Genomic DNA, 17,954 nt, shown 5'->3' with positions numbered 1-17,954 from the left:
ATCATCCCCTGAAATCGGCTTGATAGGATTCAAATTCGACGATTGAAGCGAACTCCTTGTTCGCGATCGAGAGCTTTGCGATGTCTGCAATTTCCTCATGATCTACGTAGTTGTAGTCAGGGAACGCGAGGGCCACCTTGTCGGGAAATTCCATGGCGATATCCATCGAAAACCCGATCAAGCGTTTTACCGCTTCGATGCTGAAGGGATCCTGGCAGCAGATGAGCAGCGATTTCCTTTCGTGCTCCTGGATGAAGAATGGGATCAAGCCACTGTTGAGGTATTCGGGAGGCAGTATCGTCCCGTTTGTGACCCTCTCTATGGGGCTCACGTTTTTCCCGGTGGACGGGTAGAGGAAGCGAACATTTTCTGCACCGAAGCGATTTTTTGCGTACGTGATGGTATCGAACAGGAAGCTCGCTCGGTGATTATCAATCACGTAGATCGTGCCGTAATTTGCGTTGTCCAGATTCCGCGAACCTGCGACCTGGCTGACCACGTCTGCGTCTGCGTCCGATGCGGCGCTGAACCAGCAAAGGATGCCTGCAATCGACTGACCACTCGCGCTTGGATAGCCTAGGTTCACCGATCTTTTCAAAGGTGAGCGGTTGAAGCATTCGACTGTCGTGGCAAGGTCGGAGAAATGGTCTTTGAATATTGTGCCAGGTGAAGTCGGGTAGGGGCCGGATGTGAATTTCGAAGAAATGACGAGGTGCTTGAGGACGCCATCTTCCAGTGGGGATAGGCAGCTGAAGACAAAATCGGCGCCATGAGTTTTTCTGGGATTGCCGGTTGTGCTGTGGGGGACAGGTTTGACGCAGTCGAACTCGTGTCCCTTGAGTGCTGCCTTCCAACCTATCAAGTTGAGCAGCGACTCAGTGATGTTTTCACCGCGCTCGCCCAGTTTCTTTGACCATTCGCCCATCACACGTCCCTTGAATAATGAATGTCTTGCAACCCTATGCCGCCAGAACGCTACGGAGGTTGAGGGATCATGTCTAGTGGCAATTTGTCAGCAAATCGACGATGGATTGTCTGGTTCCAGCGATAATGGCTAACCAGCAAGCTGATTCGGGTATCTTGCGCAGGCCTCCTCTAGCGCGGGCCAGTGCGCGTTCCCAGGTGCTCTGGCGAACCCCGAGTCCGATCCGTGCTGAGGCAAACATTTGGATTTTGATATCGAAAGGCAAATTTGGTCGCTCGCGGCCCAGGTCTACGGCGCAAGTCTTGAGTCAATGCGGATGTGTTCGGTGTCCCTTCCGTCGACGTGATCACGGATCTGAACTTTAACAAAGTGGTTGCGCGAAGCGGTCGCGTTACAGAGCTCAATACTACCCCCATGATCACAACCGCGGCGCCGATGACTTTGTCGGGTGTTAAGGCCTCATGCATGACTAGGCAGCCAAGTGCAATAGCACCTACTGGGCAGAGGGAGTAGGGCATCACTTTGTTCACCAGCAGTTTCTTGAGCAAGCCGTACCACAGTGAATAAGCCAAAAGTGATGATCCGACTGCGCTGTAGACCACACCGCAGGTTCGCCATTTGCAAAACGCGGTAAGCCTACAAATAGCGATCCTTGCAAGTGGCATCAATTTCGCCCGTTCCCCGCCGGCCCGCAGAAATTTGTATGGGGATGTGGATCATCTGCTGGGCTACCCGCGATAAGGTCGCCCAATGCCCGCAGTACACTTAAATTGGTGATAATGCAGGTTGCTCCGCGCAGTGGAGTCTACGAATCAGGAGCAGGATGATGATGGATCAAGGGATACTTCGCTCTCAGGGTGATTTTCCGAATAAACGCACGGTTGAGTACGCGACCGTCCTCGTTGACCTTGCGCACAAGCGGCTACCCGCAAATCTCCAGAATCCCCACTATGAGGATGATGACCTTGTCGCAGGGCTGTATGTATCTCCTGCAGGCCGGTTGACGTTCAACATCATGTACCTTGATGACCTCGCGCCGGCAGAGGAATTTGCGGCCCACATGGATCGCGTCTTTTCGGCTCGCAGCTACGCAGGGCGCTATGCCCTGAGAGTCGAGATCACGACAACCACGCAGACGGTTACTGCGACCAAAATGCGGGCCCCCTGCTCGGCTGCGGTGAGAAAACTGCTTGGAAGCCTCTAGGACTTGGCATACGACTCTAAGCCTTGTTAAGCCGCCGATACTGGGCGGTTACCTTAGAGCTCGGGCCCGATAGAATGAGCCCCATCCTTATCCCCCATCGCAGTGCCTCCAGAGCTGGTGCTTTTGGCAAAGCGACTTTCCAGAAGAAGGTATTTCCTTGTCCATACCCGCACTGTTCAAATCGAGGTCACAGCGGCGCCTGTTCCTGGGGTTTTCGATCAGTCTGACTGCGGTCTGCTCTGCAGGGACTTTCTTGATTGCCGCTCAGGCCGGAGAGCCCAAATGGTTCTGGTCAACGTTCAACGACTTTCTAGGCGCGATGGTCGCCAGCGGCGCCTTTGCAATTTTCTCTATGCTTTTTATTGAGTTTTTCCTCGACCCTGACACCGCTCATGAGCTGATCGTGGTTCCGCCGAAGGACATTGAGCATCAATTGCTGAGAATCGCGAGAGCCGCGAGTTCCTACAAAATCTATGTGCGTACCGGCAGATATTTTCGGAGCAAGGTTCTCCCGGAGCTTGTAGCAAAGGCTAGAGCCAGCAGACGTCCTATGACTCTTGAAATCGTCCTTCTTGATTTCCGGGACGAGCACCTATGTGAGAGGTACGCGCAGTTCCGCAAAGAGTGCTCCTTCGACAGCAAGCTTTGGAGTCCAGCCAGCGTACGTGCAGAGATACTGGCCACAGTGCACGCGGCGCTACAGGTCGCACGGGACAATCCGACACTTATGAATGTTGCTCTATACCTGAGCGATCGCCTTTCGACATTCAGAATTGAGGGGAGCCCCGAAGAAATTCTGGTGACCAGAGAAGATCCTAAGGACTCAGCCTATCGATACGACAGTGGCCAGCCTGAACATGCCGCGTATCTCACCGAGTTTCAGTGGATCCGGGATACGGCCATCCCCTTGAGCCTACCGTCTGGTGCCACGGACGATAGCTTGCTTAGGACTCTTTTCTGCTCATCAGTAACGCCCCAGGACGTTGAAAGTGCCGAAATGGCTCTGAAAGGCAAAGCACCGTATGGACGCTGAGTACGACCTAACCTCGGCGGAGTTAGCACTGTGGGAACTGCCAGAAGCTGCGGTGCTCGCTCACCTACGGAGCGCCATCCAAACCACGCCCATGACTTGCCTGCGGCACCCCCATGGTTTCTTCGTAATGCTGTTGAACAGAACTCCACAAGAGGAGTGGCGCGTGCATCTCTGGCCTGAAGGGGAGAGGATCATCTCCGGAATGCCCGCACGCATACACACTCATGAGAGTCACGTGAATAGCCGTCTCTTGAAAGGAAAGCTTACCAACGTCAACTACCACGTTCGAGAGGTAAGCACAGGAGGCCACCCACTGTATGAGGTTTCATATCGTGGTGACAAATATGTCAAAGGCACGACCAACCTGCTGCGTCGAACGGGCACCCGGCTGCACCTCGAGGAAGCGACACGGCTCGAATTGATTGCAGGTGACCGCTACATGGTCGAGCGGCATACCTTCCATGAAGCGATCGTACCTGCCAACGAGGTCACCATCACTTTGATTTGTCTGCATGGTCATGAGGCTGGGCTCGTCAAAGTGGTGGGCGTCGATGGTCACCCTGAAGAGATTCAGTTTGAGCGCACCGATGTTCACCCTCATGACCTGCTGTACGCTTTTTAATCCGCCCATGCACAAGTGCCAAAATCAGCACTTTTCAAATCTGCTGCTGTTCGCGCTTCTTGGGCTCGGCTCCGCGCTTGACCCCATCCGGCGCGGCCTGATGCGAAGCCTCCAATCGCGAGGGGGCAGCGCGCGCAGCCAAACCGCCAAACGACATACCGGCATCCACATACCGCAGCGCCGACTTCATATCCTTCCATCCCACATAGCTCATCAGCCCTTTGATATCCCAGCCATTGGCCGACGCCCAGGTTGCAAAGCCCCGACGCATCGAGTGAGTGCTGTAAAGCTCTTCGGGCAGTCCGGTCTCCTTGAAGATCCGGCGCAACATTGGAATTAGGCTATGAGGTTGGATGGCCTTGTCCGCAAGATTCCCCCATCGATCCAGGCGACGGAAGACAGGGCCCTTCGCGAGGCCTGCAACGGTAATCCAGTTGATATATGCCTCCACCGGGCAGAGCATCGTCAGCGCTGGCGTTTGGAAGGTCGTCCCTTCATGCTGGCGATCACCCTTGGTGTGAGCCAAGAAAAACGTGATGCCTTCACCGCTATGGGCTTTGGTGTTTTCTACCGTGAGCCTGGCCAGTTCATCCCCGCGGAACCCACGCCAGAATCCGATCAGCACTAGTGCCACCGAGCGGCGGTGGCGTAGGAGCGTTTTGTAGTCACCCCGATCGAGCGCGGCAGCCGCTTCTGCTTCCAACCATGTCACGGCTTTCTCGAGATGCGTGAGTAGGAGAGGGGCTGCCTGCTTGATCTGGGCGGGGTGAACTACCCGAATGCCCTTGATCATTTGGCGCACATTAGGTGTCTTGGTCGGATCTGGAAATCCCTGGGTAATGTGCCACTGCGCTAGCGCGGCCAGCCGCTGCTTTAGCGTGCTGATCGCATGCTTGTCAGCGTACTCGGCCAGATATCGAACGATGCAGTCCCCGGTGGTGGGCAGGTAGCCGCCCCACGTCACCTCGAAGTGCTCGATCGCTGCTCGGTAACTTTTGCGGGTGTTCTCCCTAGTGCCCGCCTTGAGGTACCGGTCGGCCTTGTCCATCGCCTTTTGCCTTCAAAATCTGAGTGATTCCAGCATTCCACACTTTAAGCGAGAGCTAAAAGCCTTTTTGAGGATAAAGAAGCCATAAGTCTCCATTATTTGCTCATAGAAATTGAAATTTTGTGACTACTTTCGTTACCTATTGTAATATGTAATTACATAAAACGTTATACACTACGATATCGTAGGAGGCGGCATGGCACGCGGCGGTATCAACAAGGCAATCGTCCAGATAGCGCGAAACGCGCTGATCGCGCGGGGTGTAAATCCCAGCATCAACGCTGTGCGCGTCGAGCTTGGAAATACTGGCTCGATGACAACTATTGCCCGGTATCTAGGTGAGCTCGGAAAAGGGGAGTCGCGCCCAAAGGAGCGCCGCGAACGCTTGAGCGACGAGCTCACCGGGCTAGTCGGCCAATTGGTGGATCGATTGCTGGAAGAAGGTGCCGAAGAGGTGGCCGAGGCGCGAGCTGAGCTCGATAAACACCGAGCATCAGTCGATGAACAGCTGGCGCAGGCACAAGCTGCCATGGCGGATTTGCAGCGCCGGCACGATAGCCTTCAGGCCGCCCTCGGCGTCCAAGCAAGTGAATTGAGCACGAGCCAAAGCAGCTTGCAGTCTGAGCTCACGCGCAACGCTCGTCTGAGCCAGAGCTGTGCTGATCTCGAAATACGGGTACATGAGAAGGATGAGCAGATTCGCTCGCTGGAAGAAAAGCACCTGCATGCCCGTGACGCACTTGAGCACTACCGCACAGCCGTGAAGGATCAGCGCGAACAAGAACAGCGCCGGCATGAAGGCCAACTCCAGCAAATCCAGGTTGAGCATCGTCAGTTGCAACAGACTCTGTCGGTGAAACAGGACGACCTCAGCCGCCTGAATCGTGACAACGAGCGCCTGCTTAGCGACTCCCGCCAACAGGCCAAGGTAATGGCCACCCAAGACAACACCATCGCGCGACTGACCAGTGATCTCAATGCCTTGGCCATCGCGTCAGCTAGAGAAGAGGGGGCCAAAGAGCAGCTTATCGATCAGCTTGCCCAATCCCGCGAAGAATCCGCCTCTCTTCGCGAATCCGCCAGCCAGGCCGATGCACGAGCTAGGAATACGCAGGTGCTGCTGGAAACGACTCAGAGCGAGATCGAACAGTTGCGACATGAGCTGAAGCAACTTCAACATGAAACCAATCCATCACGGAGCGAACGAGCAGATGGTCAACGCCAAGAGTGATATGCGTAGGGATGAATCACGCGTTGCTGGATTTCGGGATGCCCTTCAGCGGCTCAGGGAATATGCGATTGCTGGACATCTGCAGCTACGGGGAAAGCGGTGCTCTGGTGAATACCTTTCGAAGGACGGAGCTGTGGCGAGTTTGCGCGAGAGATAAATCGACAATCATCGTGTCTGTTATGCCAGCCCCGATGCCAGTTAATACCCTCGGAATAACTTGGTAAGCCCTGTTCCCCAGGTAGGCGCAATCACAACGTCCATGTCGTGCTCGTTCATGACTGCTCGATCTCGGGTTGTATGAATTGCTTGAAAATAGGGCGGGGCTCGCAATCTACGTCTGAAGCAATTGCAAAGTCATCCGCTGGCTGAAAATCCAGGCGGTTACTTCATTGCATCAGCATTACCATTCTATGCCCTCAGCGAGCTTCTCTCTGATGTCCGGCACCAGAAGCGCCAAGTAGAGATTCACGGGCAAGAGGGGGCACCCGATTTCCTGGCGCGATTCGTCGCAGTACTGCGAGTTTCGATTTGGGTGCGCCATGTGTCCAAGGCCTGAATATCAGACAACAGTTCATCTGGATCCGGTACCGCTACGCCACCAACCATTGCCTTGTCATGAGCATAGTTGGAGCACTTGCTCATCCCGGCAGATACCTGCACATAATCATTGTCATCCACGGTGACTTCAGACAGACGCTGGGTTTCTATGCCTTTGCGGAATCTTAGAACAACGCGTCGTAAAAGCACTTCCTCGACGGCACGCTCCCATGCCATTCGAAGGAGGACGTATGCCTCGACGGTATGCTTGCGGTGCTCTTCCTCTTCACCCTGTCTGAACAGCTTCGCTATGTGTTGGTGGCGAGCCTTGAGCGATCCGATGCGCCCAGTCGTATTTTTGCCCTCAAAGGGCAATTCCGGTGTTGCGACACCATAACCTTCTGCACGCTGAGCGATGCTTTGCGTCAGCGCGGTTACGCCGGCCGAATCTGCTTGTTCCGCCAGAATGCAAAGAAAGTAGATGTCGTGCGTGAAAACCACTACCTGTCTGTGCGCTGCTTCTCTTACTAACCTAGCAGCAACACGCTCTCGACGCTGGTGATCCAGAGAGGAAACTGGATCATCCAAGATGATGCCTCCTGTGCTTTCACTCAGACCTACCTCAGCTAAAAACGACGCTAACGCAATGGCTCGCTGTTCACCTTCACTGAGTAAGTCTTTTGGATTTCGGCTCTGAGGCAGTTCCAGCTTGAGCTTATGCAGCATTTTTCCACGCCCTGATCGACTCTGGAGGGCAACCTGGAGACCTCCCACACCTAGCGCTTTGAACTCGGCATTAAGAGCGTCCTGGAGTGACGTGGATATTACGGTCTCACCAATCTGAGTGGCTTTGGTTGAGATGGAATTTGTCCGAAGCGCGGTGATGCATTTGGCCAAAATGGCCGTGTGGGTCATCCGGGAAATGGCGTTTATGACTGCGTCTTTTACCTTGCTCAGCAGCACGCGTGCTTCCAGTTCCGCGTACGTCTGCTGAAGTTGAATTCTTGCCACCTCGTCGGACGCCTGCTCAAGGTTGAGAGCTTGTTGATTGAGTTGGTTCACCAGTGCCTGTAATCCAGATGAGGGATTTGAAGGGGGAGGCGCGATACCTGTCCAGTTGTTGGACTTCACAGCGTCAACCAATTGGTCACGACGCTCCCCTAATGCACGCTCATATTCCCGACAGTCCGCCGCGACCTTTGGAGCCAGTACCTGGATTTCCGCATGCGTGGCCTCATCGAGTCCAATCGTCACATCCAGTATCGTAAGCGGTGTGTATTTCTCAACCATTGCTTTACGGCGGGCGCGCGACGTTTTTTCAGCTTCTTGTTGGATGAACTCCTCAAAGCGAGCCAGTCGCGCGGCGCCATCATTGAGGGTTTGTTGGCAGAGTGGACATGGGCTGTTCGGATCGAGCGATACGAAGTCCTGCCCTGGGTGGGATTCGAGAGCGAATTTACGAGCTGCGTCGAAAAGCTCCCGCCACGCATCTCCACCAGTGCCTGGTAGTAGGTTTTGCTGTTCTTTGAATTTTTTGGCGGCGAGTTCGGCCGCCGATTTTGCTAGGAGATAGCTCTCAACCGATTGCTTGAGGTCTTTTTCAAAATCCTGGTCAACCTGTAGCGATTTGTTCAAGGCAGTGCCGGCAACCCCAGATATACGTTGCGCCAGTCGCCTGATCTGGTTGGCTTTTTCTTTGGGATTATTTTCCTGAAGACTTTTTCCAATGGTTGTGTGCTGGGTGAGCTCGTCATCTGAAACGGTGCCGAGCGTTTGAACAGCGCTTGGATTGGTCTTCGCAGAAAGGGCAGCGATCATCCTTCCGACTTCCGTCTGGCCTTGCATCGGTGAGTAAGCGGAGAGGTCAACGGAGTACTGTTTTTGCTCCTGCTCAATCGCAGTTTTCAACTGTTGCTGCAGCGCGGCGAGTCGTTCGAAAACATCCAGGCCGTGAGGGACATAGGAGTAGTCAGCTTCGTTAACCAGGTATGCGTTTGCACAGCGAGAGTCAAAAATTGAAAGACTGGATAGTTCTGGCGGAGCAGGGTGGTTATCAATCCACATCACATCGCTACTGACACCATTTATGCTAATGCTAAAGGTGGCACGAGCATTAGCATCCGCTGGAAGTGGTTTATTTGCGTTCGGGTAGATGCTTTCTGTCTGATCCCGTGCTCGACATGCTCGTTTCAGTACGCGGGAGTACCCTGACTTACCTGAGCCATTCCCCCCGTAGATCACTGTCAGTCCCTGAGGCGCGAATGTCAGGCTGTGTTCTGATGCGATTGCGTTGACGTTCACCAGGTTTTTTACGGCATGCAGTTCGATGTGAGTAGTGGGCTTTATCTCCGCAGGAATCTGATCCTCACTCAGGGGCGAGGCTATACGTCCCTCCGGATCAGTGATTCCATAAGCCGACTTGAGAAGGGCGAGTACATCCTCAAAATCCTGTTGCGTTACAGTCTCCTGTCCCAGCAAGCGTCTCACACAATCCCCTTGCCAGGCAGGCAAGCCTTTTGACCACATCAATACTTCCTGAAGAACAGTCATGGAGCCTCCTTCTCGTGCCAGTGCATCCAGTTAGAAGGCGCCACCTATTTTTCGATGTGCGCGACTAGCGGGGTGCGGGAAGAGGGCTTCGCCACGCGCGTTCACAGCCTGCTCCGCATGGTTTTGGAGTGTAGCTGGCCAAAATGATGTCGCGTTGCGATTTCAGAGTTACGCAGGAGCGAATAAAAACTGAAAGATGAAGGGCATGAAAATGCTTATTTATGCATTCTCTTCACGCCCTCGAATCCAGTCATGGTAAGGAACAAACATTGAGCCGGATTATCGAACTTCGTTTCGAGCGCAATGCAAAAGGGGATCATGGCCAATCGCGGCAGCGCCACTCAGGTGGTCGACTTGAAGAACCGCACAGCCATTCCCAGACTGAACGGCTTACGAGTCCACCTGATTCTTGGGGGGAGTGAGTTACAACATGGAGCTGAAAGATCGAGTCCCTTGCGTATGCTCAGGGTCAGGGCTCGTATCAATAAGCTCCTAAGCGTGTTCACTTCAAATTTTAGACTTCCCGTCCTGATCCGTCATTTTCCAAAGGTCATGAACCGTGGACTTTGGAAGCCCCAGCTTCTCCATCGTCGCTTTTTGCGTGAGACCTGCTCGCTTGCACTCTTGGACGGCGGCCATCTTGCGTAGCTGTTCACTGGCGCGCGATTTGAGTACACCGCTTTCCATACTCTCGGTCAGTTTCTTCGTACCGCCCATACTCTCGAATTCAGCGAGTTCTTTCTGAACCCGCTGAAGGACATCGGATGGCGAGACGTTATCGCGTGTTGCTACACACAGGGCAAGCAACGTAACGGGATCAAATTGAAGCGCCTTCGAAAGCTTTTCGAACTTGTTCAACGTTGGTGATGATCTTGCATTTTCGATTTGCCAGAAGTGTTTGCGATCACTGACATCTCCCAGATCCTGCTGAGATAAGCCTCGTAACGCCCGAGCAGTCCGTAGTACGGCCGCAAACCCTTTGCTTAAGGACATCAGAGTCTCTCGAAAAACGAGGATGTAGCCATGTTGCTCAGTCCGGTGCGACGGTATATAGTCCTCCTGCCGGATTTTCCGGTAGGTCTACCAAGCTGTACAAACAAAGCAACAGCATCTGCGACTACTTCGCTGGCACGCATGTCCATACGCTGATACTGACCTTATCAATTTAGCTGCAAATCGAGATCAGGCCATTGATTAAACTTCACGTGCTGTCAGATCTGCACAGCGAATTTTCGTCCTATCAGCCCCTATCCAATGGCTATGACCTGGTGATCCTGGCCGGTGACATAGACTTGAAAGGACGGGGAGTGGAGTGGGCGAATGAGACGTTTGATTGCCCTGTAATTTACGTGTGTGGAAATCATGAGTTTTATAGAGGACACATAGATCACACCCTCCACAAGATGAGGGACGCCGCCTTGCCGCACGTTCACGTCCTGGAAAACGAGACCTTTATTTGGAATCAAACGCGGTTCCTTTGCACCACTGGCTGGACTGATTTTTCCTCGACTGAAAACGTGGCTGCGGCTACCCAAACAGCATGGGATTGGATGAATGATTTTCGAGTCATTCGGACTGGAGAAAACTATCGTCGGCTACGCCCGTCCGACCTCATCAGTCGAAACCACGCGTCGTTCGCTTGGCTTTCCAAGGAGCTCGGTGAGCCATTTGATGGCAAAACTGTGGTCGTTACGCATCACGCACCCATACCCGAAGTCATGGGTGATAAACACGAGGGACATTTGAGTGCTGCCTACTCAAACCGTTGGCACGCGCTTCTGGATAAAGCGGATCTATGGATTTTTGGGCATACACACCGCGCGGTTGATATCGCGATGGATAAATGTCGGGTGGTCTCGAACCCTAGAGGTTATCCAGGTGAGCGGACGGGCTTTAACCACGGCTTTGTAATTGATCTTCCGTGAGGAGCTTCACTCCACTGGAGAGTTATGGGGTCTGGAGCAGCTCTGTGTTGATAGTTGAAGAGGGCAGGGAGATGTATGGAGCAGACAACGAAACACGATCGCCAGCTGACAGTTCAAGCGAGCTACTTGATGACTGAGCGACAGATCGCATCGTTTCTTCCGGCAGAGGTCGCGGCGGCGATGGAAAAGGATTTTGGTGTGAGCATCACGGCGTTTCTCTTCGCAGCCGTCGACAGTCCACCCGTCATCATGGGAACAATTTATGGCGATACCACGGGCCGTTTCCGAGAGGGTGCGAGTATGCGAACTTCTCGCATAACGGGCGTCACCTTCATTGACGGTTATGCATTATTCCAAACCGTGGCAGGTAGCAGATATGTGATCGTCAGTTGGGCGTTTGGCGGCGGCAATCTCTATATGAATCGCATCTATCACTGAGCGAACTGCGGGTACGGATACGCGGATCGAAAAGACTCTTGGGCTCTCCAGATGACAACGGGTATAGGGAAAACAATTCCTGTCTGGTACTCACGGGAAGAGCAGGTTAAAGCGAAATTATGAATACAAGCGTTACGGATACAGACCTGTTAGGCGATTTACTTTTTGGGCCAGCGCAACCCCTCTATGGATCAAAGCTGAGCAACAATGAGTTGATCGAACTAGCCACTGATACCTTCACAGAAAAGCCATTTTGCATCGTCAGACGATGGATGATTTTGGATGTGATGCTCCCAGAATTTCAGGAGCGACAAATCAAAACTCAGGGGCTTGATGCAACGCGTTTGTACGCCCAATCAGCTGAGTTCGACAGCGAAAACACTTACCTGCCTGGCGACAGCATTCTCAGTGATTTCCAATGTGAATTTGATGGCTTCATTTTTGAAAGCAAACACAGGATCTTCATCTTGGCCGGCCGAGGCGCGCGCAAGCATGTGAGTTTGCCCACTGTCGAGGCATTGGCCGCTGACATAATGCGAGCAGAGAAAACCTATGTTTGAACATCTATTGCCGATCCTGCGCGATCGGTATCCGGAGTTTTTCTCCCACGTACCCCTGCGCGAGATCGGATGTCTGCCAGGCTGGCTGGATTTGCTAGATGAGCTGTGTGGCGCGCTGACAACCTACCTGAAAGCTCACCCCGAGGTGCCTCAAGTGCGGGCGCGTCAGGTGAAGGCGAAGTTCGGGGGATTGCGGTTTTATTACTCGGGTGGTGATGCGACGTGCCGTGAGTTGATCGCTCGTGCAGAAGAAAGGTCGTTGGCTATCTGCGAGGTCTGTGGCGGGGCTGGGAAGTTAGGAGGGGAGGACTGGCTCCGCGTACGGTGCCTTGATCACGTCAATTGGTTACCGCCAAGCGACTGCGCTTGAACTCTCGGAAAGCTCCTTGTTGAATCCATGAAAACAGACCTTTGGGACACTGTAAATTCGCCTTCGCCAAGCATTGAATTTCACGACATCGTTCGGCCCAGTATGCCTTCTCACTCATTCAATCTCTTGCCGAGATGTTGTGTATCAATGAAGAAAGGAATGTGATGTTTAGGGAACGTGATTTAGCCATTTGGTGCTCAGTGTATGAGACATGCGGTGCCAATGAATTTGTGCGTTTGGTTGAGGAGGCGGTCGCCACCTACAGCCGTGTACCCATCTATGATTGGCCGACCCGAGTTGACGTATCCGAACTAGGGTTACCATGCGCTCAGATATTGCAAAACGTAGTGAGCGGTCGAAATTTATATGCAAGCGTTTCAGATAACTACATCGAGATCGGATCCCGCCTGACGAACCATCTTTCTCAGCACCTGCAACGGCATCTGGTGGACAATGAGATGGCCACCGACGACATGAAGGAGGATCAATTGTTCAGAGATTTAGGTCTGTAGCTGAGCCGCTTGCTGACGCGTAGCCGCACCTTCGATCCAAATTTGTTCATGCATGGCATTTACTTCAGCTCGCATGTGGAGGCTCAGGTAAAGCAGCCTTGCACTGCCAAGTCATGTCGGCTTTAAGGACTCATTTTTTGTGTGCGACAGGCTGGCGGAGAGGAGGGGATAGTCACTCCAGAAAACCAGCGGTAATTAGCAGAACCGGTGAGCCGCTAAACGCTCCATGTCTCGAACCCAGGTTCTCAGAAAACGACGCCAGTCATGGGCATAGCCTCCTTCGGAAAGACGCTCAGCAAGTGCATTGGCTGCTTCGAATCTTGTTCGCCAGACTTGCGGAATATGCTGATCTAGAACGATCAAGAAACAATGCCCATCGCTGCTTTCGTACGACGTTTCCGGCACAGAGTCTCTCAACTCCTCGATTGTCATAAGCGGAGCATCCCCATGGGGTTGTTCGAGATCTTGTCGATCAATTTCATCGAGCATGCTTAGGTGAGGTTTTGCGCGATCATCACCTGGTCGCAAGTCCTCCAGCCCCCACAAAGCGGCCCGCCTTGCGCGCTCTCGCTGCCACAGACCTTTCAAATCGATCGCCATCTGGTTTTCCTTAATACATCCACGTTCTGTGCCGCGTCATCGGCTGGTGTGATTTCAACTGCTGCCACATCCTTCCTGGACGACCTGGGACGCTCCAACAGGGGAGGTAATTGTACGCTGTTAGATGTGTTGATCTGAACGCACGCATTGCGCAATCTCCAAACAAAACGAGTGTGGAGGCCGTCGTGGCTGCGTGAGGGTCGAGTCAAGAAAAATATATTTTCAGAAGACCCCTTGAAAATTTTTTCGAGCGACGGATCTTTATATTTGAGGACAACAAAAAAGCAGCGATCTCAGCGCCCCACCTACCGGCGATCCTGCTGAGGAAACGGTGTGTGGTTTTGTTTATGCAGTGCTTCTGCTTTTGGCCTTTTCTTGCGATTAATCCTGCTGACGCTGATGTGTGACTGCCCTGTGGGCATAGCAAAGTCGGCACTTAGCGGCGTAAGCCGCTGCTATCCAGTTTGATTTCAAACAACGAGTCATTTTTTAAAAAAATACCCGTGTCGGACAACTTCGTGCGAGTCAGTCCGCAGATCAACTGGAGAGAGCAGATGGAAGACGAGATTGAGTTTAAGGTTTGGCGCTCGGCGCAGCAGTCCTTTGACGCGGTGGCGTTCGTGCGACTCGTGGAAGATGCTGTCGATAGTTTCAAGAGAATCCCGGGGCTTGATCCTATCGTACGGCTGCACTCGTCAGCTATCGGTGCTGAGAACATCAGGGTGCTACGTAATGCTCTGAAACGTCATGATATCGATGCGGGCCCATTTGCGTCCCATGTTGAGCTTAGGTCTCGCCTGAGAATGCATTTACGCGATCATCTGCAATCGCACCTGATGAAGATCGGCTTTGCTTCTGACGCGATGAAAGCGGATCAGCTGGAGCGGGATATGGGGCTGTAGGGCAGGGGGAGATCCCATCAGCAGAGCCTTAATCAGCTTCCGACAACTGGGATCCCGAAAGTGTGGTAAACGGCAAGGGGCTATTAGTGCCTCAGTCTGATTGTCGCAAAAAGAGGCCGTTAACTGATGTTTGAGTCGCCTAACGGTATCGATTTCGTGGCTCTTGGTTGCGTGAATCAGCTGCCGGTGGCAGCGTCTAGAGATAGCCAAAACTGGCTGCTTTCGGCCAAGAGCTGTCGTACAGGACAGTACAAACAACCGGCTTTTCAATCTGGCGAAGTAGAGTGAATGAGATATCTTGTCGACTGTCGAACCGCTCAAAACTCCAAGGAAGCCAATGCTCAGTTCACTCATTTCAAATGGCCAGCCACAAACGCCTGACCGATTAGAACTGATGGCCCCCTGGTGGAGTTTTACGAAAACAGTCTTGGCTGCGACAGCACTGTCATTGGTACGTGACGGGCTGATCGGATTGGACGACCCAATTCTTGACCAGCCTTTCACATTACGTCAGCTACTGCGGCATGAGTCAGGTCTGGCCGATTACGGCGAACTTGCGGAGTATCACGCCGCCGTTACGAACAGTGAGTCAGCCTGGTCGGTAGATGAACTGATGCAACGTCTTGACGGCGCTCGACTTCGATACAGTCCCGGAACCGGTTGGCGTTACTCGAATGTGGGCTACTTGCACATCAGCAGGCTAATTGAACGGTTAACTGATCTGACGATTGATGATGCTGTGGGTCAACGTGTGCTAACCCCTCTGGGGCTGTCGAACGTTCGCTTCGCTAAAACGCGAGAAGACTTACAAACGACCCATCTTGGAAACACCTCAAATTATGACCCCGCTTGGGTTTATCACGGCCTTTTGATCGGCCCCATTTCGCAAGCAGCGCAATTTCTGGATCGACTTCTCTGCGGAGACCTGCTCTCCACGGGCTTGATCCAGGAAATGCAAACAGTACGGACATTGGGCGGCCCGATTCCCGGGCGCCCATGGATCACACCCGGCTACGGCCTTGGTGTGATGCAGGGGTCGATTGGCGGCGGATATTCCCTATGCGGGCACACAGGCTGCGGGCCAAGCAGTGTCATTGCCGTCTACCGTATCCGCGACGGCGACGCATCGGCTTGTAGCGCTGCTTTTAAGACGGGCGCCAATGAAGGTGCCGTCGAAGCACACGTTGTTGGACAACTTATAGAAGCCCTGCGGCAAGGGGCTGAAGGTGTCTAAGTCCTTCTTGCGTCAGTCTCATGATTCTTCGGAGACCACTTTGGGTCGATTGCAGCCCTTCGCGACAGGCAGCAATCGGCCAAAAGCGTACATTGATAATGGTGTGGATCAACCGCTGGAGGTTGTCGGTCACCAATGAGAAAATCGGAACCAATACTGGATTGATCGCAGAGTTCCCTAACTCGTGCAGCGGAGAGCATTGACTATCAATGCAAAGGCTGGCAAGGACTGCCTCCGACTGGGGTAGTAAAGGTGATATCCGGGAAAAGTTGGTGACCAGTCTTCCAGAACACGGATTAACCGACCATCCTTGACATGTGCCTGGACAAGATCCTCCGGTGCATATACCAACCCGCATCCTTCCAGAGCGGCGGTCATTATTTGGGGTGATGTGCTAAAGATCATCTGGCCAGACACCTGAACATGTAGCGCCTTGCCGGCCTTGGAAAACTCCCAGGCATACAAACCACCATGAGTGGGCAAACGCAGGTTCACGCAGTTATGAGTTGTCAGATCTTGGGGAATCTGTGGTTTAGCACGATTAGCAAAGTAACTCGGCGCTCCCACCACAGCCATTCGAAAGTCAGGGGAAATCCTGACTGCGATCATGTCCTTTGCCACTTGATCGCCTATACGCACTCCGGCGTCGAAACGTTCAGCGACGATATCGATTAACTTGTAGCCGATGTTGATCTCTAGAGTCAGATCGGGATATTCCGGCAGCAACCTAGAGAGTTTCGGCCAGAGAATGGTAGATGCCGCATGGTCGGGCGAGGTGATCCGGATAGTTCCGCCCGGCTTGTCACGCAGCTCTCCCAACGCCGCAATTTCGGCTTCTATCCCCTCGTAGTAAGGCACAAGGCTCACAAGCAATCGCTCACCGGCTTCGGTCGGCGACGCGCCGCGTGTGGTGCGGGCCAGCAAGCGGATACCAAGACGTTCCTCAAGACTGCGGATGCTATGGCTAATAGCTGATTGGGACACCCCCAAATGGGCCGCAGCCCTGGTGAAACTGCGCTCGCGCGCAACGGTGATGAACACCGCAAGGCTGTTGAAATCGCTCTGTGGCATTATGAATTAACCTCATACCGGTTATCGCAGTATGCCACTTCTTGAATGGGTCAGATGTTTATAAAGTAGCTCCATCCCCAATAACCAAACAGTTTGTGGGTTGGTTTCCAATACCCGCAAAGGAGATGGATGATGTATAAGCGCAAAATCGGCAGCAGCGGCCTCGAAGTTTCAGCCATTGGCTTGGGCTGCATGGGCCTGACATTCGGCTATGGCACCACCACTGACAAAGCGGACGCAATCAAACTCATCCGGGCGGCCTTTGAGCGTGGCGTCACCCACTTCGATTCGGCAGAAGCCTATGGCCAAGTCAACGAAGAAATGGTTGGCGAAGCCGTTCAACCATTTCGCGAGCAGATCATCATCGCGACAAAATTCGGTTTTAAGGACGGCAGTCCCGCCGCAGGGCTGGACAGTCGACCTGAGCGCATCCGCCAGGTGGCGGAAGAATCACTCAAGCGCCTGAAGACCGACTGCATTGACCTGTTTTACCAGCATCGCGTCGATCCAAATGTTCCTATGGAAGATGTTGCCGGGGCCGTGCGCGACCTCATCACCGAAGGCAAGGTCAAATACTTTGGCATGTGTGAAGCCGGCGTAGACGCTATCCGTCGCGCCCATGCGGTGCAGCCGCTGTCCGCACTTCAAAGTGAGTATTCGATGTTCACCCGTGAGCCTGAACAGGAAATTATTCCAACCCTCGAAGCGCTCGGGATTGGCTTCATTCCCTTCAGTCCATTGGGCAAGGGTTTTTTGACCGGGAAAATTGATGCCGGCACGACCTTCTCCAACGGTGATGTCCGGAACAATCTGCCTCGTTTTGCTGACGGTGCCCGCGAGGCCAACCACCATCTTGTCACCCTGATCGGTGAAATCGCCCAACGCAAGCAAGCCACCCCCGCCCAGATTGCGCTGGCCTGGCTGCTGGCACAAAAGCCGTGGATCGCGCCTATACCAGGCACAACCAAGCTGCATCGCCTTGAAGAGAACGTAGGCGGAGCAACCGTGGAATTGACCGTAGAAGACCTTCGCGAACTTGGTGAGGTTCTGGCCAAGGTGCCTGTACAAGGTGAGCGTTACACCGCGCAGATGATGAAAACCATCAACCGTTAATCGTTCTTCAGCGCCTGACGGTGTTTCTTCGGGGGCACCGTCACACCCTCGTTTCCCGCTATCCACCTGCACGAGCAAG

Annotated in this window: 17 protein-coding genes and 1 pseudogene; 11 read left to right on the top strand and 7 right to left on the bottom strand. The window is 53.4% G+C overall.

The annotated features are described in order from the left end of the window. Position 1 precedes the first annotated feature (1 nt). A complete protein-coding gene (gene gapS4a / locus AC3IUF_RS15135; RefSeq protein WP_109784917.1) occupies positions 2–925 on the bottom strand; it encodes a GapS4a family protein in 924 nt (307 codons plus the stop codon). Between the two features lie 170 nt (positions 926–1,095). Further along, positions 1,096–1,590 (bottom strand): DMT family transporter, encoded by a 495-nt coding sequence (locus tag AC3IUF_RS15130; RefSeq protein ID WP_256594732.1) that lies wholly within the window; start codon positions 1,588–1,590, stop codon positions 1,096–1,098. A gap of 161 nt (positions 1,591–1,751) precedes the next feature. Here AC3IUF_RS15130 and AC3IUF_RS15125 point away from each other — a divergent pair, with 161 nt between their 5' ends. The 3 genes from AC3IUF_RS15125 (at position 1,752) to AC3IUF_RS15115 (ending at position 3,784) form a co-directional block, all read left to right on the top strand. Further along, positions 1,752–2,129, top strand: coding sequence for a hypothetical protein (locus AC3IUF_RS15125; RefSeq protein ID WP_489278429.1), 378 nt, complete (start codon positions 1,752–1,754; stop codon positions 2,127–2,129). Positions 2,130–2,286: 157 nt separating this feature from the next. After that, positions 2,287–3,162, top strand: a complete 876-nt coding sequence (locus AC3IUF_RS15120; protein ID WP_109784916.1) for a hypothetical protein — start codon at positions 2,287–2,289, stop codon at positions 3,160–3,162. A 235-nt stretch (positions 3,163–3,397) separates the two neighbouring features. After that, the gene (locus AC3IUF_RS15115; RefSeq protein WP_146206151.1) at positions 3,398–3,784 is read left to right on the top strand and encodes a hypothetical protein; all 387 of its coding nucleotides are present in this window, start codon (positions 3,398–3,400) and stop codon (positions 3,782–3,784) included. Between the two features lie 34 nt (positions 3,785–3,818). Here the strand turns inward: AC3IUF_RS15115 and AC3IUF_RS15110 are convergent, their stop codons facing one another. Beyond that, positions 3,819–4,832 (bottom strand): tyrosine-type recombinase/integrase, encoded by a 1,014-nt coding sequence (locus AC3IUF_RS15110; RefSeq protein ID WP_109784914.1) that lies wholly within the window; start codon positions 4,830–4,832, stop codon positions 3,819–3,821. A 196-nt stretch (positions 4,833–5,028) separates the two neighbouring features. Between AC3IUF_RS15110 and AC3IUF_RS15105 the strand changes: the two genes are divergently transcribed. Beyond that, positions 5,029–6,063, top strand: a complete 1,035-nt coding sequence (locus AC3IUF_RS15105) for a DNA-binding protein (RefSeq protein WP_109784913.1) — start codon at positions 5,029–5,031, stop codon at positions 6,061–6,063. Positions 6,064–6,528: 465 nt separating this feature from the next. Here the strand turns inward: AC3IUF_RS15105 and AC3IUF_RS15100 are convergent, their stop codons facing one another. Then, positions 6,529–9,150 carry an AAA family ATPase gene (locus AC3IUF_RS15100; protein ID WP_109784912.1) on the bottom strand — a complete coding sequence of 874 codons (2,622 nt, stop codon included), beginning with the start codon at positions 9,148–9,150 and terminating at the stop codon, positions 6,529–6,531. A gap of 318 nt (positions 9,151–9,468) precedes the next feature. Between AC3IUF_RS15100 and AC3IUF_RS15095 the strand changes: the two are divergent. Next, positions 9,469–9,592: pseudogene (locus tag AC3IUF_RS15095) on the top strand (hypothetical protein); the annotation flags it as partial. 65 nt (positions 9,593–9,657) lie between these two features. Here the strand turns inward: AC3IUF_RS15095 and AC3IUF_RS15090 are convergent. Next, positions 9,658–10,143 (bottom strand): helix-turn-helix domain-containing protein, encoded by a 486-nt coding sequence (locus tag AC3IUF_RS15090; RefSeq protein WP_109784911.1) that lies wholly within the window; start codon positions 10,141–10,143, stop codon positions 9,658–9,660. A 200-nt stretch (positions 10,144–10,343) separates the two neighbouring features. Between AC3IUF_RS15090 and AC3IUF_RS15085 the strand changes: the two genes are divergently transcribed. The 3 genes from AC3IUF_RS15085 to AC3IUF_RS15075 all read left to right on the top strand — a co-directional run bounded on the left by AC3IUF_RS15085 (position 10,344) and on the right by AC3IUF_RS15075 (position 12,073). Then, on the top strand, positions 10,344–11,075 hold the full coding sequence (locus tag AC3IUF_RS15085) for a metallophosphoesterase (protein ID WP_489281657.1): 732 nt from the start codon (positions 10,344–10,346) through the stop codon (positions 11,073–11,075). Between the two features lie 75 nt (positions 11,076–11,150). Next, the gene (locus AC3IUF_RS15080; protein WP_489278426.1) at positions 11,151–11,513 is read left to right on the top strand and encodes a hypothetical protein; all 363 of its coding nucleotides are present in this window, start codon (positions 11,151–11,153) and stop codon (positions 11,511–11,513) included. A 119-nt stretch (positions 11,514–11,632) separates the two neighbouring features. Beyond that, positions 11,633–12,073: a DUF6957 family protein gene (locus AC3IUF_RS15075; RefSeq protein WP_489278425.1), complete on the top strand. Its 441-nt coding sequence runs from the start codon at positions 11,633–11,635 to the stop codon at positions 12,071–12,073. A gap of 1,077 nt (positions 12,074–13,150) precedes the next feature. Here AC3IUF_RS15075 and AC3IUF_RS15070 read toward each other — a convergent pair. Beyond that, positions 13,151–13,555 carry a hypothetical protein gene (locus AC3IUF_RS15070; protein WP_489278424.1) on the bottom strand — a complete coding sequence of 135 codons (405 nt, stop codon included), beginning with the start codon at positions 13,553–13,555 and terminating at the stop codon, positions 13,151–13,153. Positions 13,556–14,109: 554 nt separating this feature from the next. Here AC3IUF_RS15070 and AC3IUF_RS15065 point away from each other — a divergent pair. Continuing rightward, on the top strand, positions 14,110–14,457 hold the full coding sequence (locus AC3IUF_RS15065) for a hypothetical protein (protein WP_489278423.1): 348 nt from the start codon (positions 14,110–14,112) through the stop codon (positions 14,455–14,457). A 337-nt stretch (positions 14,458–14,794) separates the two neighbouring features. Further along, a complete protein-coding gene (locus tag AC3IUF_RS15060; protein ID WP_489278421.1) occupies positions 14,795–15,691 on the top strand; it encodes a serine hydrolase domain-containing protein in 897 nt (298 codons plus the stop codon). 177 nt (positions 15,692–15,868) lie between these two features. Here the strand turns inward: AC3IUF_RS15060 and AC3IUF_RS15055 are convergent, their stop codons facing one another. Further along, positions 15,869–16,762 (bottom strand): LysR family transcriptional regulator, encoded by an 894-nt coding sequence (locus tag AC3IUF_RS15055; RefSeq protein WP_489278419.1) that lies wholly within the window; start codon positions 16,760–16,762, stop codon positions 15,869–15,871. Positions 16,763–16,894: 132 nt separating this feature from the next. On the opposite strand from AC3IUF_RS15055, the gene AC3IUF_RS15050 reads away from it, so the two are divergent. After that, on the top strand, positions 16,895–17,875 hold the full coding sequence (locus AC3IUF_RS15050; protein ID WP_122595316.1) for an aldo/keto reductase: 981 nt from the start codon (positions 16,895–16,897) through the stop codon (positions 17,873–17,875). The last annotated feature ends 79 nt before the right edge of the window (positions 17,876–17,954 follow it).

Source organism: Pseudomonas sp. KH_040 (assembly GCF_057839305.1).
This window is presented reverse-complemented; position numbering and strand designations above follow the sequence as displayed.